Origin of the sequence: uncultured Pseudacidovorax sp., from assembly GCF_913773995.1 — a bacterium.
Taxonomy (GTDB): domain Bacteria; phylum Pseudomonadota; class Gammaproteobacteria; order Burkholderiales; family Burkholderiaceae_C; genus Xenophilus.
Genome location: NZ_CAJYES010000076.1, coordinates 71,507 through 91,597, shown reverse-complemented (window position 1 = coordinate 91,597; position 20,091 = coordinate 71,507). Strand labels below are relative to the sequence as shown.

Sequence of the window (20,091 nt, the reverse complement as noted above, 5' to 3'; positions counted from 1 at the left end):
GCCTGCAACATCAAATCCGTTCGCCCTGAGCCTGTCGAAGGGCAGAACGGCGCAGGCACCATGATCGCGCCCCGGCTTCGACAGGCTCAGCCCGAACGGTGTGTGGGCCATCGGCCCGACCGGTTTGTGGGCCATCGGCCCGACGGGAGTGCGCCATGATCGCTCCCATCTTGCTCAACACCGACAACCTGGGCGTGCGCTTCGGCGCCTTCCAGGCCGTGGCGGGCGTCAACCTGTCGCTCGCGGCCGGCGACCGGCATGCGCTCATCGGCCCGAACGGCGCCGGCAAGACCACGCTGATCAACCTGCTGACCGGCGTGCTCAAGCCCTCCGAAGGCCGTGTGCAGCTGGACGGGCAGGACGTGACCGCCTGGTCGCCCGATGCGCGGGTGCGCCGGGGCCTGGCCCGCACCTTCCAGATCAACGCCCTCTTCCCTCGGCTCACGCCTCTGCAGTCGGTGCTGCTGGCCCTGGCCGAGCGCGAGCGCATCGGCGCCGTGTGGTGGAAGCCCGTCGCCCGCTACCGGCCGCTGCACGATGAGGCCGAGCGCCTGCTGGCCCTGCTGCGGCTGGGCGACCTGGCCCATGTGCCGGTGGCCGAACTCGCCTATGGCAAGCAGCGCCTGCTGGAGATCGCCCTGGCCATGGCCACGCGCCCGCGCGTGCTGCTGCTGGACGAGCCCGCTGCTGGCGTCCCCAAGGACGAGAGCGGCGAGATCTTTGACGCCGTCGCCGCCCTGCCCGCCGACGTGGCGGTGCTGTTCATCGAGCACGACATGCAACTCGTCTTCCGCTTTGCCCGCCGCATCTCGGTGCTGGTGGCCGGCCGGCAGCTGACCGAGGGCAGCCCGGCCGAGATCGCCGCCGACCCGCGCGTGCGCGAGGTGTACCTGGGCCGTGCCCATGCACACCTGCCGGTCGCCCGCACGCAGGAGCCCGCGCATGGCTGAGGCTTCACAACTCGCCTTCGACGGCGTGGTCGCCGGCTACGGCCAGGCGGTGGTGCTCGACCGGCTGAGCTTCTCGCTCGCGCCCGGCCGCAGCCTGGCCATCCTGGGCCGCAACGGCGTGGGCAAGACCACGCTGCTGGAGACGCTGATGGGTCACACGCGTGTGACGCGCGGCGCCATCCGCTGGCAGGGCGAGGACATCACGAGCTGGGCGCCACACCGCCGCGCCCGCGCCGGCCTGGGCTGGGTGCCGCAGGAACGCGAGGTCTTCCCCTCGCTCACCGTCGAGGAAAACCTGCGCGTGATCGCGCGTCCGGGCGCGTGGACGCTGGCGCGCGTGTACGGCCTCTTCCCGCGCCTGCACGAACGCCGCGGCAACCAGGGCCATCAGCTCTCCGGCGGCGAGCAGCAGATGCTGGCCATCGGCCGTGCGCTGATGACCAACCCCTCGCTGCTGTTGCTGGACGAACCGATGGAAGGCCTGGCGCCCATCGTGGTGGAGGAACTGGCCGCCGCCATCCGCCAGCTGTGCGAGGGCGAAGGCCTGGCCTCCGTCGTGGTGGAACAGCATCCGGTGCTGGCCCTGGAGATGACGCACGAGGCCATCGTGCTGGAGCGCGGCAGCGTCGTCCATGCCGGGCCGAGCGCTGCGCTGGCACAGGATGCGGCACTGCTGGAAGGGCTGCTCGGCGTAGGCATCGCGGCGGAGGGCGCCTGATCCAACGCCCGGGGCCCTGCCCGACGTGCTTTTCTTACGGGCGACGGCCTGTGTCTTTCGTCTGCGCGGCGACTCACAGCCGCGCGCCCGTCGCCGCCATAAGCTGCTCTCGAAAGGCCGCCACCGCTGGCGACGGCGAGTGGGCCGGCGCCCGCAGCAGCGTCAGCATGCGCGCCACCTGCGGCCGGCCCACGGTGCGCACCTCGAGCCCATGCCAAGCCGCCAGCGGCCGCAGCGCCATGGTCACCACCGCCACGCCCAGGCCCTCGCGGGCCAGGCCCATCATGGTCCAGGGCAGCGCGATCTCGAAGGCATAGTCCAGCGCGATGCCGCGCGCGGCCAGCTTCTCCTCCAGCAGCGTTCGCACCGGATTGCCGGGCAGGTAGCCGATGACCGGCGCCCGCGCCAACTGGGACCATTCCAGCGAGCGGCGCGCGGCCAGCGGATGGTCGGGCGCCATCACCGCGACGAACTCGTCCGACTGCAGCGGCGAGGCCACCAGGTCGCTGCGGGCATCGGTCTGGGTGGCGATGCCCAGGTCGGCGGCGCCACTGCGCACCAGGGCGTGCACCTCGTGCTCGGGCACATCGTGCAGCACCACCCGCACGCCGGGGTGCGACTCGCCGAAGGCGCGGATTACCGGCGGCAGCAGCAGCGCGCACTGGGCATTGGGCGCCGCCACCGCCACCCGGCCCCGGGCGAAGCGGCCGAAGTCCTGCGCATCGGCGACGAGGTGGTCCCAGTCGGCCACCAGCCGGCGCGCGGCCGGCAGCAACGCCGTGCCGGCGTCGGTCATGCGGCAGGCGCGCGTGTGGCGGTCGAACAGGCGCGCACCCAGTTCGCGCTCCAGCTTGCCCAGCGCCGCACTGAGCGAGGACTGCGACATGCCCAGGCGCTCCGCGGCCCGCGTGAAATGACCGCTTTCGGCCACAGCCAGGAAAACCCTGAGCTCCGGCAAGGAAGACTTGATTGCCAAGGGAAACCGCCCTTTCCAAACCCATTGATCGGCAGACGCGATTGAATTATCGGATTGACCGTCTTTGACGATTTTTGGCTTTCTCTATGCTTCGCGCCAGCCCCACGATGAGGGCGAGGAGTTCGTTCCCATGAGTTCGTCTGCTTCGTTGTCCGTCCACCCCGTCGACCAGAAGCTGCCCAGTGGCAAGCTGGCCGCGCTGGGCCTGCAGCATGTGCTGGTGATGTATGCCGGTGCCGTCGCCGTGCCGCTGATCGTGGGCCGTGCGCTCAAGCTCAGTCCCGACGAGGTGGCGCTGCTGATCTCGGCCGACCTGTTCTGCTGCGGCCTGGTCACGCTGATCCAGGCGCTGGGCGCCACGCAGTGGTTCGGCATCCGCCTGCCCGTGATGATGGGCGTGACCTTCGCCTCGGTGGCACCGATGGTGGCCATCGCCAACGGCAACCCGGGGCAGGCGGGGGCCCAGTTGCTCTTCGGCTCGATCATCGGGGCCGGCATCGTTTCGATCCTCATCGCGCCGCTGGTCAGCCGCATGCTGCGCTTCTTTCCGCCGGTGGTGACCGGCACCATCATCGCGGTCATCGGCATCACGCTGATGCGCGTGGGCATCAACTGGATCTTCGGCAACCCGGTGGGCCCGACGGCCCCGGCCGTGGTCGATCCGGCCTACGCCAAGTGGCTGGCCGACGTGACCTCACCCGGCTCTTCGCTGCCGCCGGCGCCCAAGGGCCTGGCGCTGATGCCAACGGTGCCCAATCCCAAGTACGCCGACCTCTCCGGCGTGGGCATCTCGGCGCTGGTGCTGGTGTCCATCCTGCTGATCGTGAAGTTCGCCAAGGGCTTTGTGGCCAACATCTCGGTGCTTCTGGGCATCGTCATCGGCGCCATCGCGGCGGCGGCCATGGGCCTGATGACCTTCGACAAGGTGGCCAAGGCCGCCTGGGTGGATGTGGTGCTGCCCTTCCACTTCGGCATGCCCATCTTCGACCCGGTGCTGATCTTCACCATGACCCTGGTGATGATCGTGGTGATGATCGAGTCGACCGGCATGTTCCTCGCGCTGGGCGAGATGACGGACCGCAAGGTGAGCCAGCAGGACTTGGCCCGCGGCCTGCGCACCGACGGTCTGGGCACGCTGATCGGTGGCATCTTCAACACCTTCCCCTACACCAGCTTCTCGCAGAACGTGGGCCTGGTGGCGGTGACGGGCGTGAAGAGCCGCTTCGTCTGCGTGGCCGGCGGCGCGATCCTGATCGTGCTGGGCCTGCTGCCCAAGATGGCGGCACTGGTGGAGTCGCTGCCGACGGTGGTGCTCGGCGGCGCGGGCCTGGTGATGTTCGGCATGGTGCTGGCCACCGGCATCCGCATCCTGAGCGGCGTGGACTTCAAGACCAACCGCCACAACGCGATGATCGTGGCCGTCTCCATCGGCATCGGCATGATTCCGCTGCTGGCGCCCAACTTCAAGCAGTGGATGCCGCACGGCATCCATCCGCTGATCGAGTCGGGCATCCTGCTGACCTCGATCACGGCGGTGGTGCTGAACCTGTTCCTCAACGGTGCGCGGCACGACGAGGCGGCCAGCATCGCGGCGGCGCGGCAGGCGGAGGCACACTGAGCGCTGCGCTGGCTCGAGCAGCCTCATTCGTGTTCGAGCCGCCCGGGCTTCCGGGCGGCTTTTTTCGTTGGGCTGCTGCTTCCTCTTCCTGCTTGCCCTGAACCCGACGCACGACGGGCAGGGCCGGGGCAGCCTTCGACAGGCTCAACCCGAAAGGTCAGGGCCTTTCCGACGGCTCCTTGCCCACGCGCCTCTCTGGTCGCTGCTGCAAAGAGCAGCCTCCATCCTTCATTGCGTCAGAAGCTATAGGTGCCGCCCAAGCCCATCGTCCAGGTCCGACCCGGTGCCGGCTCGAAGTAGCGCGCATTGCCCTCATTGACGATCACCGAGCCCGCGTAGCGGCGGTCGAACAGGTTGTCGATGCGGGCGAAGGCATTCAGGTCCCAACGGCCGAGCTTGAGCACGTAACCGGCATGAAGGGCGGCCACGGCATAGCCCGGCGCACGGGCGGTGTTCAGGTCGTTGGCCCAGACCTTAGCCACGGCCCGCAGTTCGGCCCCTGCGCGCCAGCCCTGCGGCGGCATCCAGCCGTAGGCCGCATACAGCGACTGGCTGGCCACGCCGGGCAGGCGACGGCCGGCCGGCACGAGGTTGGCGGCGCTGCAGGGCGCCAGCGTGCAGAAGGCGTCCTGATAACGCGCGTCGAGCCAGGTGTAGGCCAGCTGCGTGCGCCAGTGGTTCTCGGTTTCGTGCTGCCAGCCCAGCTCCACGCCCTGCCGCTTCGTCCGCCCGGCATTGCGGAAGGTGGAGCGGCCGCCGACGTTGGTGTCGGTGACGATCTCGTCCCGGGTGCGTGTCTGGAATACCGCCGCCGTGAGCAGGCCGCCGGCCACACGCGCCTTGGCGCCCAGTTCCACGTTGTCGCTCACCGACGGGCGCAGGCCGAAGTTGAGGCCGCCCACGCCGTCCGATCGGTACGAGAGCTCGTTGAGCGTCGGCGTCTCGAAGCCGCGGCCGGCGGACGCATACAGGGCCAGGTCGCGCGTCGGCGTCCAGCGCAGCGAGGCCACGGGCAGCGTACGGCTGTAGGTGGCGGTGCCGCTGTCGTCGCCGTTGGCGCCGGTGACGTAGCGGTCCTGCGAATCGAAATGCACCCGGCTGCGGCGCACACCGAACTCGGCCGACCAGTCGGGCGCGAAGCGCCAGGTGGCCTGGGCATAGGGGTCGACGTTGAAGACCTCGTTGCGCTCGTTGCGGCGCAGCCGCCCCTGCACGCCCAGCAACGGTTGCGCCGGGCTGCCCAGGTAGTTCTCGTAGCCGCGGCGCCATTCGCGCAGGCTGTCGTAGCCCAGGCCCGCCACGAGTTCGAAGGGCCGGCCCGCCAGATCGAACTTGCCGGTCCAGCGCAGATCGGCACCCGCATAGTGGCGGTCCAGGTCGATCACGCCGCCGGCATGGCGCGGGTTCTGCTGCGCCGAAGGCGGGATGGCCTGGTATTGCGTGGTGCCGCGCTCGCCGCCGTAGAGCATCACCCGCAGCGACTGCTGCGCACCCAGCGGCTGCTCGAACACCACGCCGGCCTGGCTCTGGGTCACGGTCTTGCGGGTGTCGTACTGCGTCGCCACATCGGCGCTGCGCGGTGCGGTGGCGAACTGCTGCGCGGTCAGGCCCAGCGGGTCCTGCGCATCGACCGTGACGCGGTTGAACACCAGCGTGAGCTTGCCGCCCTGATCGAGGTCGATGCCCACGCGGCCGTTGGCCAGGTCGCGCTGCGCGGCCGAATGCGTGCGCCAGCCGTCGGTCGAATAGCGGCTGGCACTCAGCCGCCAGTCGACGGCGCCCTGCTTGCCGCTGCCAACCAGGCCAGCGCGCCAGGTGCCGTTGCTGCCGCCGGCCACGCTGTACGACAGGCTGGCCGGTGCCTCGCCCGGCGCCGTGAAGGCCTGCACCACGCCGCCGGAGGAATTGCCGTACAGGGCCGAAAACGGCCCACGCAGCACGTCGATGCGCTCCAGCGAGGCGATGTCGATGTTGGAGGTCTGGCCCTGGCCATCGGGCAGCGTGGCGGGGATGCCGTCCACATACAGCCGCACGCCGCGCACGCCGAACGTCGAGCGGGCACCGAAGCCGCGGATGGACAGCTGCAGGTCCTGCGCGAAGTTCTGCCGGTCGCGGATCTGCAGGCCGGGCACGGCGCCCAGGCCTTCGCTCAGCTGCACGCCCAGGCGGTTGTCGCGCAGGTCCGCGCCTTCGACACGATCCACCGAGCCCGGCACGGCAAAGACGGGCTGGGGCCCGCTCGGTGTGCTCACCGTCACCTCGGGCAACTGACCGGCGACCGCCACCTGCGCGGCCGCCAGCCCCGCCTGCGCGGTTGCCACCACGACCCCCACCGTTTTCGCCATGCGCCATGTATTCATGGGCCGGCATTCTGCGGGAGCCCGACGACCGCCCGCGTCGGTGCAGGCGCCAATTGCCGTGGACGGGCCGCAGGGCAGCGAAGCCGCGCGCTGTCGGTGGATGCGTGGATGCGCGCTCTCTGCCCGGCAGCGCGTGCAGGCCCTTCAGCGGCGCAGCCAGCCCCACCAGAGGCAGGCCGCCACCGGCGCTCCCAGCGTCAGCCAGCCCAGCCAGTCGCCGAAGCCGCCATCGCTGAACAGCGAGGAAACCAGCCCGATGGCCGTGGAGATGCCGAGTACCAGCGGCCAGCCCCACATGCCGCCCCAGGGCCGGCGGTCGGCACTGGCATCCGCAGGTGCACCACTGGCCGCGCTCGCGGCGCGGTCGGCCCTCGGCTGCGCCGGACGGGCGCTCATCGCGACGACTCCAGGCTCGCGCGTGCCTGCACAGGCTGAGGCCGCATGGGCGCAGGGTGTTCACCCCTGGCCGGCGCGCCATCCGCAGGGCCATGCGCGCGGTGCACGTGCGCCGGATCGCCCTTGCGCAGCCACAGGTACAGGCCGGTGCCCAGCACGATGATGGTGGCGATGTCCAGCAGCGCCCACAGGATCTGCATCGGCATGCCACCGTAGTCGCCGAAGTGCAGCGGCTGCGAGACCAGCAGTGCCGTCAGGTACCAGGGCAGCCTGGGCGCGGCCGTCACCTCGGCGGTCCGGGCGTCCACGAGCACCGGCTGCAGCAGCTTGGAGGTCAGCGGCTCCTGCCCGCGCAGGAAGAAGGTGGTGTGGTGCGGGCTGGAGAAGGCCGTGCCAGGGAAGGCGATGAAGGAGAGCCGCTTGTCTGGCGCCTGGGCCCTGGCCGCTTCCAGCGCACGCTGAAGCGGCGCCCGTTCGGCCACCGGCACCAGCGGCTGGCCCTGGTAGGGCGCCAGCAAGGCGCTGAGCTGGTCGTGCTGCCAGTACTTGATCAGCAGGTCGGCCCAGGTGTTGATCATGCCGGTGGCGCCCACCACGAAGGCCCAGGTCAGCGTGACGATGCCCAGCAGGTTGTGCAGGTCCAGCCACTTGGCGCGCGGCCGCCGGTCGCGCCGCACGGTGCCGAATTCCAGCTTGCGCATGAAGGGGGCGTACAGCACCGTGCCGCTAACCAGCGCCACCAGCAGCAGCAGGCCCATCAGTCCCAGGAAGAGCTTGCCCGGCAGGCCGGCGAACAGGTCGACGTGCAGCTTGAACATGATCCACATGAAGCCCTGGTCGAAGCGCGGCTGCGCCAGGATGTGGCCGGTGCGCGCGTCCACGGCCACCGAGCGGAAGTCGTCGGTGGGCGCCGGCGTGGGCGTGAGGGTGACGAACCAGATGTCCTCGCTGTCCTCGTCGTGAGAGGCGAACTGCACCACGCGGTCCGGATGCTGGGCGCGCGCCACTTCGAGCGCGCGGTCCAGGCTCACGCGTGGCGTGTCGGCCGGCATCTTCGGCGCTTCCACCTCGGTGCCCAGCAGGTGCCCGATCTCGTGATGGAAGATCAACGGCAGCCCGGTGAGGCACAGCAGCAGCATGAACACCGTACAGACGAGGCTGCTCCACTTGTGCACCCAGGCCCAGGTCTTGATGGTCTTGCTGTCCATGCCCATGTTGCGACGCCCACAATACAAATGCGAATTGTTTTCATTGTAGGCGGGCACGAGGTGGCTTCGCGTATGCGCCCGTCGTCAGGGCTGGAATTCGCAGGCCCATGAAAAAGGCGCCCGGAGGCGCCTGTGGTGCGGTGCGTTGCGCTGCCTGACCTCTGCGGCAGGCGCGCAGGGGCAGAACTTATTCGGCGCCTTGCTGCACTGCGTCCGCATGGCCGCGGATGGCCCAGGTCGTGCCGCCAACGACGGTACTGGGCGCGATGCCGGCGAAGAAGCGCTGGTCGCCCCGCGAGCCGACCTGCACGTTCTGGTCCGGCGCATGGGCGGCGGCCACGGCTTCGGCCTGGACCGAAGCACGCAGGCGCGGCGAGGTCATCACCGGCGTGGTGTGGGCCAGGGCACCTTCGGCGTAAAGGTCTGGGCCATGGGCCGCAGCGACGCCCTGGGCCTGCACTTCGGCGCGGCTGAGGTTGGAGTTGAACTGGAGCACGCCTTCGTATTCCTCGGCGTGCACGGCGCCGGCAGCGGCGAACAGGGCCAGCGCGGCGGCAGCGAGAGTCTTGGAAGTCTTGGTCATGATGTTGTCCTTTTCTGTAGCGAGGATGGGTCACCCACTGAGAGCCTGCGGGGCGACAGGTCGTCGCCGGGCGGTGGCGGCGCTGGGGTTTCATCGGCGCCGTGGAATGAATGATGCGGCCGGAACGCCGTCTGACTGCCTGTCGAACTGCGGTCGACGAGTTTCCATATCGCGAACAATTGAAGAATTCAATGGCATTGATTGTTCGCACGGACTTGTCAAGCCGCAGCCGCAATCCTTCGCCGCTAGGCGCCGTAGGCCGGCACCCCAGTTGAAATGCCGCCAAAAGTCCTTATGATTAGCACTCGCTGGCGGTGAGTGCTAACAGCACCGACGCCAAGTGGATGGCAGGGCCTCGTCGCCCTGTCGCACAACCCTCATTCCGTCCCTCTTCCAGGAGATTCCCAATGAAACTTCGTCCTCTGCACGATCGCGTGATCGTCAAGCGCGTTGAAAGCGAAACCAAGACCGCCTCGGGCATCGTGATCCCCGACAACGCCGCCGAGAAGCCGGACCAGGGTGAAGTCCTGGCCGTCGGCCCCGGCAAGCGCAACGACAAGGGCGATTTCGTCGTCCTGAACATCAAGGTCGGCGACCGCGTGCTGTTCGGCAAGTACTCCGGCCAGACCGTCAAGGTCGATGGCGAAGAGCTGCTGGTCATGAAGGAAGACGACCTGTTCGCGGTCGTCGAGAAGTAATCAATCCCCGGATCTAGGAGAAACACAAAATGGCAGCAAAAGACGTGGTCTTCGGCGGCGACGCCCGCGCACGCATGGTCGAAGGCGTGAACATCCTCGCCAACGCCGTCAAGGTGACCCTGGGCCCCAAGGGCCGCAACGTGGTGCTCGAGCGCTCCTTCGGCGCCCCCACCGTGACCAAGGACGGTGTGTCCGTGGCCAAGGAAATCGAGCTGAAGGACAAGCTGCAGAACATGGGCGCCCAGCTCGTGAAGGAAGTGGCCTCCAAGACCAGCGACAACGCTGGTGACGGCACCACCACCGCCACCGTGCTGGCCCAGGCCATCGTGCGCGAAGGCTCCAAGTACGTGGCTGCCGGCCTGAACCCGATGGACCTCAAGCGCGGCATCGACAAGGCGGTCGCCGCCCTGGTCGAAGCGCTGAAGAAGTCCAGCAAGGCCACCACGACCTCCAAGGAAATCGCCCAGGTCGGCTCCATCTCGGCCAACAGCGACACCGACGTCGGCCAGATCATTGCTGACGCGATGGACAAGGTCGGCAAGGAAGGCGTGATCACCGTCGAAGACGGCAAGAGCCTGGCCAACGAGCTGGACGTCGTCGAAGGCATGCAGTTCGACCGCGGCTACCTGTCGCCCTACTTCATCAACAACCCCGAGAAGCAGGCCGCACTGCTGGACAACCCGTTTGTCCTGCTGTTCGACAAGAAGATCAGCAACATCCGTGACCTGCTGCCCACGCTGGAAGCCGTGGCCAAGGCCGGCCGTCCGCTGCTGATCATTGCCGAAGAAGTCGACGGCGAAGCGCTGGCGACCCTGGTGGTCAACACCATCCGCGGCATTCTGAAGGTCGTGGCCGTCAAGGCACCTGGCTTCGGCGACCGCCGCAAGGCCATGCTGGAAGACATCGCCATCCTGACCGGTGGCAAGGTCATCGCTGAAGAAGTCGGCCTGTCGCTCGAGAAGGTGACGCTGGCTGACCTGGGCCAGGCCAAGCGCATCGAAGTGGGCAAGGAAAACACCACCATCATCGATGGCGCCGGTGCCGCTGCCGACATCGAAGCCCGCGTCAAGCAGATCCGCATCCAGATCGAAGAAGCCACCAGCGACTACGACCGCGAGAAGCTGCAAGAGCGCGTGGCCAAGCTGGCCGGCGGCGTGGCCGTGATCAAGGTCGGCGCTGCCACCGAAGTCGAGATGAAGGAAAAGAAGGCCCGCGTCGAAGACGCCCTGCACGCCACGCGTGCCGCGGTGGAAGAAGGCGTGGTGGCCGGCGGTGGCGTGGCGCTGCTGCGTGCCAAGCAAGCCGTCGGTGACATCAAGGGCGACAACGCCGACCAGGACGCCGGCATCAAGCTGATCCTGAAGGCCATCGAAGCGCCCCTGCGCGAGATCGTCGCCAACGCCGGTGGCGAGCCGAGCGTGGTCGTGAACGCCGTGCTGCAAGGCAAGGGCAACTACGGCTTCAACGCCGCCAACGACACCTATGGCGACATGATCGAGATGGGCATCCTGGACCCGACCAAGGTGACCCGCACCGCCCTGCAGAACGCCGCTTCCGTGGCTGCCCTGCTGCTGACGACCGAGTGCATGGTCGCCGAAGCGCCGAAGGACGAGTCCGCAGCACCCGCCATGCCCGGTGGCATGGGCGGCATGGGTGGCATGGACATGTAATTCAAATCAAGCGCGCTGCTGCGCGCTTGATTTGGTTCTGTTCAAGTCAGATCAAAAAGCCGGGCGAAGCCCGGCTTTTTTCATGGGCGCTCCGCCTGCGCGCTGCTTCGGCGGGGCGAAAAAAAAGCCGTCGCATGCGACGGCTTTTTCGTTGATGGGATGGGGCTGCAGTGCAGCCCTGTGACTCGATCAGGCGGCGACGCTGGCCAGGTCCTCGTTGAAGGTCTTGCTGGGGCGCATCACGGCGTCGGTCTTGGCAGGGTCGGTCTTGTAGTAGCCGCCGATGTCGGCCGGCTTGCCCTGCACCTCGGCCAGCTCGGCGACGATCTTCTGCTCGTCGGCGGCCAGCTTCTGGGCCAGGGGCTTGAACTTGGTGGCCAGCTCGGCGTCTTCGGTCTGCTCGGCCAGGGCCTGGGCCCAGTACAGCGCGATGTAGAAGTGGCTGCCGCGGTTGTCCAGCTGGCCGGTCTTGGGGCTCGGGCCCTTGTTGTTGTCCAGCAGCTTGCCGGTGGCGGTGTCCAGCGCCTTGGCCAGCACCTTGGCCTTGGCATTGCTGTTCTTGATGCCTAGCTCTTCCAGACTCACGGCCAAGGCCAGGAACTCGCCCAGCGAGTCCCAGCGTAGGTGGTTCTCTTCCACCAGCTGCTGCACGTGCTTCGGGGCCGAGCCGCCGGCGCCCGTCTCGTACATGCCGCCGCCCGCCATCAGGGGCACGATCGACAGCATCTTGGCCGAGGTGCCCAGTTCCATGATCGGGAACAGGTCCGTCAGGTAGTCGCGCAGGATGTTGCCGGTGGCGCTGATGGTGTCCAGGCCGCGGATCACGCGCTCCAGCGTGTAACGCATGGCGCGCACCTGGCTCATGATCTGGATGTCCAGGCCGGTCGTGTTGTGCTCATGCAGGTACATCTTGACCTTGGTGATCAGCTGCGCCTCGTGCGGGCGGTACTGGTCCAGCCAGAAGACCACGGGCATGCCGGAATTGCGGGCGCGGGTGACGGCCAACTTGACCCAGTCGCGGATGGCGGCGTCCTTGACCTGGCACATGCGCCAGATGTCGCCCTGCTCCACGTTCTGGCTCATCAGCACTTCGCCGGTGGCCAGGTCGGTGATGTTGGCGACGCCGTCCTCGGGGATCTCGAAGGTCTTGTCGTGCGAGCCGTATTCCTCGGCCTGCTGCGCCATCAGGCCGACGTTGGGCACGGTGCCCATGGTCTTGGGGTCGAAGGCGCCGTGCCACTTGCAGAAGTTGATGATCTCCTGATAGATGCGGGCGAAGGTCGACTCCGGCATCACGGCCTTGACGTCCTTCAGGCGGCCGTTGGCGTCCCACATCTTGCCGCCGTTGCGGATCATGGCGGGCATGGAGGCATCCACGATGATGTCGTTGGGCGAGTGGAAGTTGGTGATGCCCTTGGCCGAGTCCACCATGGCCAGCTCGGGACGGTGCTCGTGGCAGGCATGCAGGTCGCGCTTGATCTCGTCCTGCTTGGCGGTCGGCAGCGTAGCGATCTTGTTGTAGAGGTCGACCATGCCGTTGTTGACGTTCACGCCCAGCTCGTCGAACAGCTTGCCGTGCTTCTCGAAGGCGTCCTTGTAGAAGATCTTCACGCAGTGGCCGAACACGATGGGGTGCGAGACCTTCATCATGGTGGCCTTGACGTGCAGCGAGAACATCACGCCGGTCTCGCGGGCATCCTCGATTTCCTTCTCGTAGAAGGCCAGCAGGGCCTTCTTGCTCATGAACATCGAGTCGATCACTTCCCGGTCGAGCAGCGACACCTTCGGCTTGAGCACGATGGTCTTGCCGCTCTTGGTGATCAGCTCCATCTTGACGTCGCGCGCGCGGTCCAGCGTCATCGACTTTTCGCCGTGGTAGAAGTCGCCGGCATGCATGTGCGACACATGCGAGCGCGAGGCCTGGCTCCAGGGGGCCATGCTGTGCGGGTTCTTGCGGGCGTATTCCTTGACGGCCTTGGGCGCGCGGCGGTCGGAGTTGCCTTCACGCAGGACCGGGTTGACGGCGGAGCCGGTGCACTTGTTGTAGCGCGCACGGATGTCCTTCTCTTCGTCGGTCTGCGGGTTCTCGGGGAAGTCGGGGATCTTGTAGCCCTTGTCCTGCAGTTCCTTGATGGCGGCCTTGAGCTGGGCCACCGAGGCGCTGATGTTGGGCAGCTTGATGATGTTGGCTTCGGGCTTGAGCGTGAGCTTGCCCAGCTCGCTCAGGTTGTCCGGCACGCGCTGCTCTTCGGTCAGGCACTCCGGGAACTGGCCGAGGATGCGGCCGGCCACCGAGATGTCGCTGGTCTGGACGTTGACGCCCGCGGCCTGCGCGAAGGTGCGGACGATGGGCAGGAAGGAGGCGGTGGCGAGCGCGGGCGCTTCGTCGGTCAGGGTGTAGATGATGGTCGGAGACGTCGTGCTCATGGCGCTGGGATGTCCTTGGAGAAGATGGTCGGAATCGGGTCCGGCGGGCATTTTCGCTCTGATCGGCGCAGGCGTCGCCAGACGGACTTCGGCCCGGACGCCAGGCCCGGGCCGAGGAAGGGAAAGCGGCGGGATCAGTCCTGTTTCAAGCGGCCCAGCAACTGGGCCGTGGAGGCATCCAGCCCCTGCACGTCGCCGCTGGCGAGCCGCGGCTCCAGGTCCTTGGCCAGTACCTTGCCCAGCTCCACGCCCCACTGGTCGAAGCTGTTGATGCCCCAGATCGCGCCGCTGACGAACACCCGGTGCTCATACATGGCGATGAAGGCGCCCAGCGACTCGGGCGTGAGCTCCTCCAGCACGAAGAAGCTGCTCGGCCGGTTGCCGGGGAAGTGGCGGTGCCCGCCGGCATCGGCCTTGCCCACCATGAGCGCCTGCGCCTGCGCGATGGCGTTGGCCAGCAGCTTCGCATGGTGGCCCTCGAGCGAATGCGCCGGCCGGCGCACGGCGACGAATTCCAGCGGCACCACGTCCGTGCCCTGGTGCAGCATCTGGAAGTAGGCATGCTGGCCGTTGGTGCCGGGCTCGCCCCACAGCACGGGCGAGGTGCCGACGGCGAGCGGCCGACCGTCCAGATCGACCTGCTTGCCGTTGCTCTCCATCTCCAGCTGCTGCAGGTAGGCCGGCACGCGGCGCAGCGCGCTGTGGTACGGCGCGATGCAGCGGCTGGTGAAGCCCAGGAAGTTGCGGTACCAGACATCCAGCAGGCCCAGCCGTACCGGCAGGTTGTTGGCCAGCGGCGCGGTGCGGAAATGCTCGTCCATGGCATGGGCGCCGGCCAGCAGGCGGCGGAAGCCCTCGGCGCCCACGGCCAGCGCAATGGGCAGGCCGATGGCCGACCACATCGAATAGCGACCGCCCACCCAGTCCCAGAAGCCGAAGGTGGTGTCGATGCCGAAGGCGCGCGCGGCCTCGACGTTGGTGGTGAGCGCCGCGAAGTGGCCAGCGATGTCGGTGCCGCCCGATTGCTCGTACCAGCGCTTTGCCGACTGGGCGTTGGCCATCGTCTCGGCCGTGGTGAAGGTCTTGGAGGCGATCAGGAACAGCGTGTGCTCCGGCGCCAGGCCCTTGAGCACGCCGGCCAGCTCATGCCCGTCCACGTTGGAGACGAAATGGAAGTGCTTGCCCGGCGCGACATGCTCCGCCAGCGCCAGCACCGCCATCTGCGGGCCCAGGTCAGAGCCGCCGATGCCGATGTTGACCACGTCGGTGATGGTGTGGTCGGCCCGCACCTTCTCGGCGTAGGCGAGCATGGCGTCGAGCGTGTCATGGACTGCCGGCAGCTCGGCCGCAGCGGCGGGCGCCAGGCCCTTGGCGCCTGCGGGCGTGCGCAGCAGCCAGTGCATGACGGCGCGGCCTTCGGTGCTGTTGATCGACTCGCCGCCGAACAAGGCAGCTCGCTTCGCCTCGACCCCGCAGTCGGCGGCAAGCTGCAGCAGGGCCTGTTCGACCTCGGCGTCCAGCAGGTTCTTGGACAGGTCGACGAAAAGGTAAGGCGCCTCCTGGCTCAGTGCGGCGGCACGGCCGGCGTCAGCGGCGAAAGCCTGGCGCAGATCGAAGCCCCGGCGGGCAGCCTGCAGGCCCTGGAGGCGGGCCCAGGCGGGCGTTTGCTCGCAGCGCACGGGCATCAGGCAGCTCCCATCAGCTTGTCGAGCTTGATCGCATCGGCCGTGAAGCCGCGGATGCCTTCGGCCAGCTTCTCGGTGGCCATGGCGTCCTCGTTGAGTGCGAAGCGGAAGGCCGGCTCGTCAAGCGTGACCTTGGGGATGTCGGCACAGTCGCGCGCAGCCGCGGCGTCCAGCGCGAGGGTGAGCGGTCCATCGCTCGCCGCCAGTTCGGCCAACAGCTCCGGGCTGATGGTCAGCAAGTCGCAGCCCGCCAGCGCGGCGATCTGGCCCACGTTGCGGAAGCTCGCGCCCATCACCTCGGTGGCGATGCCATGGCGCTTGTAGTAGTCGAAGATGCGGCGCACGGACTTCACGCCGGGGTCGTTGGCACCGCTGCTGGCGGCCTCGTCCCAGCTGCCGCCAGCGCTCTTCTTGTACCAGTCGTAGATGCGACCCACGAAGGGCGAGATGAGCTTGACGCCCACCGCACCGCAGGCCACGGCCTGCGCGAAGGAGAACAGCAGCGTCAGGTTGGTGTGGATGCCGCGGGCCTCCAGCTCGCGCGCGGCCTCGATACCCTCCCAGGTGGCAGCGATCTTGATCAGCAGCCGCTTCTCGATGTCGATGCCCTCGGCTTTGTACAGCTCGACCAGCCGCAGCGCGCGGGCCACGGTGGCCGTGGTGTCGAAGGACAGCCGCGCGTCCACTTCGGTCGACACCCGGCCCGGCACCAGCGCCAGGATCTCGCAGCCGAAGCGCACCAGCAGCCGGTCGACGATCTCGTCCAGCGGCCGGCCGGCGTGGCGGGCCAGCGCCTCGTCCAGCAGCGGCCGGTACTCGGTCTTCTGCACCGCCTTGAGGATCAGCGACGGGTTGGTGGTCGCGTCCTGCGGCTTGAACTGGGCGAGCTGGCGGAAGTCACCGGTGTCGGCGACCACGGTGGTCCATTGGCGGAGGGCGTCGAGTTGGTTCATGCAATCGATTATGTCGCGCGCAGATGGCGCAATCCGACTGCGCACGGCCGTTTTGGCTGGTGGCTGACAGGCCTGGAGGGCCCCTGACGCTAATGTCGAAGGCTGTTTTCCAATTCCGACGGGAGCCCCCATGAGCCGCTTCGGCCGCGACCTGAACGACACCCCCGACCTGCACGACGAGCACGACACCGGCCACCGCATCGCCCTGCTGGCGGCGGCCTTCTGCGTCGGCGGCATCGCCGCCATGGCCGGCCTCAAGTGGGCCCGCCGCCACCGCCAGCCGGCCGGCCCGGCGGACGGCGCGCCGCTGATGCGCGCCCCGCTGCAGGTGGTGGCGCCGGTGGACCTCAAGCGTTATGCCGGCATCTGGTACGAGCAGGCCCGCCTGCCGAACCGCTTCGAAAAGGCCTGCGGCGGCACCGTGTCGGCCGAATACACCCCGCTGCCGGACGGCACGGTGGAGGTGCGCAACCGCTGCGTGCGCCAGGACGGGCAGGTCGACGAATCGGTGGGCATCGCCCATGCGGTGCGCGTGGCCGGCCTGCCGGGCGCGGGCCGGCTGGCCGTCAGCTTCGCACCCGCCTGGATGCGCTGGCTGCCCATCGCCTGGGGGGATTACTGGATCCTCAAGCTGGACCGCGACTACCAGGTGACGCTGGTCGGCACGCCCAAGCGCGACTACCTCTGGGTGCTCTCGCGCGTGCAGCACCTGGACGAAGCTTCACTGGCGGCCGAGCTGGACTACGCCCGCACCCTGGGGTTCGACATCGACCAGGTGGTGCGCAGCGGCGCGCAGGATTCGCCGGCCTGAGCCACCGCGCTGGACGCGCTCAGCCGAGCGCCCTGGCGACCATCTGCGGCAATTGCACCGCCAGCGCCGCCGGCGAAGCGCAGTGCAGCGCCTGCCAGCCCAATGCCCGTGCCGTTTCCACGTTGGGTACCGTGTCGTCGATGAAGAGCGTCTGCGCCGGCACCAGTCCGTGGCGCCAGGCAAGCAGCTCGTAGATCTCAGTGTGCGGCTTGATGCGCTTCACGTCGCCCGAGAACACGCCACCGTCGAAGCAGCCGAACAGCGCAGGCAGCCGGCGCTCCAATGCCCGTGCGTAGGGCACCGGCATGTTCGACAGGTAGTAGAGCCGCAGCGCCGCACCCGCGTCGCGCTGGCCGGCAAGGCGGTTCAGCATGTCGACAGTGACGGACAGCGGCTGCAGGTGTTCACCGAGCGGCAGCACGAAGTCGCGCACTGCCTCCTGCGGCAGCCGGAGCCGCTCCGCCGTGCGGGCCGCGACCTCTTCGGCCGTGCGCAGGCCGCCGTCGAAGCCCTGCCAGTCCTCATGATGGAAGAAGGCCCTCATCAGCGCATGGGCAGCCGTGTCGTCCGGCGCCTGCTGCGGGAAGTGTGCCCGCATGAGATCGGCGGGGCGCCAGTCGATGAGCACCCCGCCGAGATCGAAAACCACGTTCATCGGGCGATTGTCCCTCTCCCGCCCGCCGCGCTGCGGCGAGCCTGGGGAAGGCCCGCCATCACTGTCCGGGCTGCTGCTGCGAGAAGTCCAGCGCCGCGGTCAGGTCGCCCATCGGCCGGAAGCCATTGGCGGTCAGGGCCTGGTCGCGCTGCTTGAGGCCATCGAGCCTGGGCAGGCCGAAGCGGCGGGTCACCAGGCGCAGCACCGAGGCGGTGTCGTACTGCGTCTTGTCGACGACGCCGTGCCGGGCCCAGTCGGAAATGACGATGGCCGGGATGCGCGTGCCGGGACCCCAACGGTCGCCCTTCGGCACGGCCGCGTGGTCGTAGAAGCCGCCGTTCTCGTCGTAGGTGACCACCACGACCATGTTCTTCCACTGCGGGCTCTTCTTGAGTTGCGCGATCACGTCGGCGATGTGCGCGTCGCCCGAGGCCACGTCCGCATAGCCCGGGTGCTGGTTCAGGTTGCCCTGCGGCTTGTAGAAGGCGACGGCGGGCAGCTTGCCGGCGGCGGCATCGGCCAGGAACTGGCTGTCGAAGTCCTTCAGGTGCGCGTTGCGGTAGGCCGCGGCGTTGACCGGGTCGAATTTGGCGAAGTAGTTGAAGGGCTGGTGGTGCGCCTGGAAGTTGGGCGTCTTGCCGTTGTAGATGTTGCTGCGGTTCTGCGAAGCGCTGGACCAGGCGCCCGAGTACCACGCCCAGCTCACGCCCTTGGCGTCCAGCAGGTCGGCGATGGTGGTGGCCGTCTGCGCCGGCAGCGTGGTGGCCTTGGACGGATCGGCGTACTGGCCGGTGGTGTCGCCGCTGGCCGGGGCGTTGCCGCTGGGCTGGAAGGGCGGCTGCATGGTGTTGACGGCGTAGAACTTGCCGTTGGCGTCCTTGGGCGTGATGTTGCCGTCAGACTTGTAGGCCGGCGGACCGTTGAGGGCGCTGGCCGGCATGTTGTCGGCGGGCGTCAGGCGCACGAAATTGCCGCTCGCGTCGGTGTCGATGGCCGAGATGCTGGGCTTGGCGGCAGCGGTGTCGGCGTTCGGGTACTCGGGCGCGCAGGCGCACACCAGGTACTGGTGGGTCAGGAAGGAGCCGCCGAAGGCGCCCATGAAGAAGTTGTCGGCCAGCACGTTCTGCTGCGCGAGCTTCCACATGGCCATGGCGCTGCCGTCGTAGTAGCCCATGGTCAGGCCGCCGGCATCCGAGTAGGCGGCGAACAGGTCGTTCTTGCCACCGTTGATCTGCATCTGGTCGTTGAAGAAGCGGTGCACCAGGTCGCGCGTGATGACCGACTGGCTGACGGCGACGCCGGTGTTCTGCAAGGTGGCGGCATCGATCTGGAAGGGCTTGTTGGCCCAGCCGATGGTCTGGGCCTGCGTCACCGAGACCGCCTGGCCGCCGGCCGTGAGGCCGCCCCAGGTCGGCGGCAGGGCCGGCAGCACCGAGCCGTCGCGGTCCTTCTGCGGCTCGGCGCCGGTGGAGCTGGGGTTGACGCCCGGCACGCCGTTGGCGCCAGGGAACAGGCCGTAGAGGTTGTCGAAGCCGCGGTTTTCGGCATAGATCACCACCACGTTCTGGATCTTGTTCGCCAGGTCCAGGTCCACCGCCAGGCGCGACGAGAGCGCGGCCACGCGGTCGCCGCCGCCGGCGGCCTGCACGGCGTCGGCGATGCGCTGGGTCATCTGGTCGCCTTCCAGCTGCAGCGCGCCACGGGCACTGGTGTCGGCGATCTTGTTGGGGTCGGCACGCAACTGGTCGGTCGAGACGCCCAGGCGGCCCGCCAGCATGGCGCTGGCCGCGGCATAGCCCTGGCCGCGGTCCATCAGCGCGACCACCTCGGTGGAGACGGCGCTCAGCACGCCGTTGGCGTCGGCCGGCGCACGGAACACCAGCGGCGCGGCCACCGGCGTGGCCGTGCCCGTGGCCGGGTCGAAGCGCACGGCGTCGGTGCCGATCTCGGCCACCAGGGCGCCGCTGGCGGCCCCGCTCAGCGTGAAGGCACCGTTGGCGTCGGTGCGGGTGCTGGGCTCCCCGCTGTCGCAGCGGCCGTTGTTGTTGCTGTCCAGGCAGACCTTGGCGTTGCGGTAGTAGCTGCCGGCCACGATGCCGCTGATGCTGGCCGTGCCGTTGCTGCCGCTGCTACCGCCGCCGGTGCCGCTGCTGTTGCTGGAGGCCGGCAGGAAGGCCACGCGGCCGCCGCCACCGCAGGCGGCGAGCACGATGGCGAGTGCCGCCACGGGCAGGAGGCGGTAGCCGTGCTTGGCCGCGGAAAGAGAAAGCGTGGGGGAGAACATGGGCGCTGACGATGTGGGAGAAAAAGCGGAGGAATTCCGGTCGGCCCGAATGGTCTGCCACACGCATGACACATGCATGGCGGAAAGCTGAGGCCCAAC

16 protein-coding genes are annotated in these 20,091 nt (G+C 68.4%); 6 read left to right on the top strand and 10 right to left on the bottom strand.

Going from position 1 to position 20,091, the window contains the following annotated elements; translation table 11 throughout:
• Positions 1–155 precede the first annotated feature (155 nt).
• Complete coding sequence (locus tag QZ772_RS06890) at positions 156–950, top strand: ABC transporter ATP-binding protein (RefSeq protein ID WP_295524240.1); 795 nt, start codon at positions 156–158, stop codon at positions 948–950.
• Positions 943–1,668, top strand: a complete 726-nt coding sequence (locus tag QZ772_RS06885) for an ABC transporter ATP-binding protein (RefSeq protein ID WP_295524238.1) — start codon at positions 943–945, stop codon at positions 1,666–1,668. The genes QZ772_RS06890 and QZ772_RS06885 overlap by 8 nt, the downstream gene beginning before the upstream one ends.
• A 73-nt stretch (positions 1,669–1,741) precedes the next feature.
• Here QZ772_RS06885 and QZ772_RS06880 read toward each other — a convergent pair whose 3' ends face one another.
• Positions 1,742–2,626, bottom strand: a complete 885-nt coding sequence (locus QZ772_RS06880; RefSeq protein ID WP_295524261.1) for a LysR family transcriptional regulator — start codon at positions 2,624–2,626, stop codon at positions 1,742–1,744.
• Positions 2,627–2,774: 148 nt separating this feature from the next.
• Between QZ772_RS06880 and QZ772_RS06875 the strand changes: the two genes are divergently transcribed.
• Positions 2,775–4,262 (top strand): nucleobase:cation symporter-2 family protein, encoded by a 1,488-nt coding sequence (locus QZ772_RS06875; protein WP_295524236.1) that lies wholly within the window; start codon positions 2,775–2,777, stop codon positions 4,260–4,262.
• Positions 4,263–4,498: 236 nt separating this feature from the next.
• Here QZ772_RS06875 and QZ772_RS06870 read toward each other — a convergent pair whose 3' ends face one another.
• The 4 genes from QZ772_RS06870 to QZ772_RS06855 form a co-directional block, all read right to left on the bottom strand.
• Positions 4,499–6,607: a TonB-dependent receptor gene (locus QZ772_RS06870; RefSeq protein WP_366510548.1), complete on the bottom strand. Its 2,109-nt coding sequence runs from the start codon at positions 6,605–6,607 to the stop codon at positions 4,499–4,501.
• A gap of 159 nt (positions 6,608–6,766) precedes the next feature.
• Positions 6,767–7,018 (bottom strand): hypothetical protein, encoded by a 252-nt coding sequence (locus tag QZ772_RS06865; RefSeq protein WP_295524263.1) that lies wholly within the window; start codon positions 7,016–7,018, stop codon positions 6,767–6,769.
• Entirely contained in the window at positions 7,015–8,226 is a 1,212-nt protein-coding gene (locus QZ772_RS06860; protein ID WP_295524233.1) for a PepSY domain-containing protein, read from the bottom strand. Before QZ772_RS06860 ends, QZ772_RS06865 begins: the two co-directional genes overlap by 4 nt.
• A 187-nt stretch (positions 8,227–8,413) precedes the next feature.
• Positions 8,414–8,809 carry a helicase SNF2 gene (locus QZ772_RS06855; protein WP_295524231.1) on the bottom strand — a complete coding sequence of 132 codons (396 nt, stop codon included), beginning with the start codon at positions 8,807–8,809 and terminating at the stop codon, positions 8,414–8,416.
• A gap of 407 nt (positions 8,810–9,216) precedes the next feature.
• Between QZ772_RS06855 and groES the strand changes: the two genes are divergently transcribed.
• Entirely contained in the window at positions 9,217–9,507 is a 291-nt protein-coding gene (gene groES, locus QZ772_RS06850) for a co-chaperone GroES (protein WP_017757321.1), read from the top strand.
• A 29-nt stretch (positions 9,508–9,536) separates the two neighbouring features.
• On the top strand, positions 9,537–11,177 hold the full coding sequence (gene groL, locus QZ772_RS06845) for a chaperonin GroEL (protein WP_043113290.1): 1,641 nt from the start codon (positions 9,537–9,539) through the stop codon (positions 11,175–11,177).
• Between the two features lie 189 nt (positions 11,178–11,366).
• Here groL and QZ772_RS06840 read toward each other — a convergent pair whose 3' ends face one another.
• From QZ772_RS06840 to tal, 3 genes are all read right to left on the bottom strand, one after another.
• A complete protein-coding gene (locus QZ772_RS06840) occupies positions 11,367–13,604 on the bottom strand; it encodes an NADP-dependent isocitrate dehydrogenase (RefSeq protein WP_295524230.1) in 2,238 nt (745 codons plus the stop codon).
• Between the two features lie 134 nt (positions 13,605–13,738).
• The gene (gene pgi, locus QZ772_RS06835) at positions 13,739–15,289 is read right to left on the bottom strand and encodes a glucose-6-phosphate isomerase (RefSeq protein ID WP_295524228.1); all 1,551 of its coding nucleotides are present in this window, start codon (positions 15,287–15,289) and stop codon (positions 13,739–13,741) included.
• Positions 15,289–16,242, bottom strand: a complete 954-nt coding sequence (tal, locus tag QZ772_RS06830) for a transaldolase (RefSeq protein WP_295524226.1) — start codon at positions 16,240–16,242, stop codon at positions 15,289–15,291. Before tal ends, pgi begins: the two co-directional genes overlap by 1 nt.
• Positions 16,243–16,372: 130 nt before the next feature.
• On the opposite strand from tal, the gene QZ772_RS06825 reads away from it, so the two are divergent.
• Positions 16,373–17,053, top strand: a complete 681-nt coding sequence (locus QZ772_RS06825; protein WP_295524223.1) for a lipocalin family protein — start codon at positions 16,373–16,375, stop codon at positions 17,051–17,053.
• Between the two features lie 19 nt (positions 17,054–17,072).
• Here QZ772_RS06825 and QZ772_RS06820 read toward each other — a convergent pair whose 3' ends face one another.
• Positions 17,073–17,708 carry an HAD family phosphatase gene (locus tag QZ772_RS06820; protein WP_295524221.1) on the bottom strand — a complete coding sequence of 212 codons (636 nt, stop codon included), beginning with the start codon at positions 17,706–17,708 and terminating at the stop codon, positions 17,073–17,075.
• A 58-nt stretch (positions 17,709–17,766) separates the two neighbouring features.
• The gene (acpA, locus tag QZ772_RS06815) at positions 17,767–19,992 is read right to left on the bottom strand and encodes an acid phosphatase (protein ID WP_295524220.1); all 2,226 of its coding nucleotides are present in this window, start codon (positions 19,990–19,992) and stop codon (positions 17,767–17,769) included.
• Positions 19,993–20,091 lie beyond the last annotated feature (99 nt).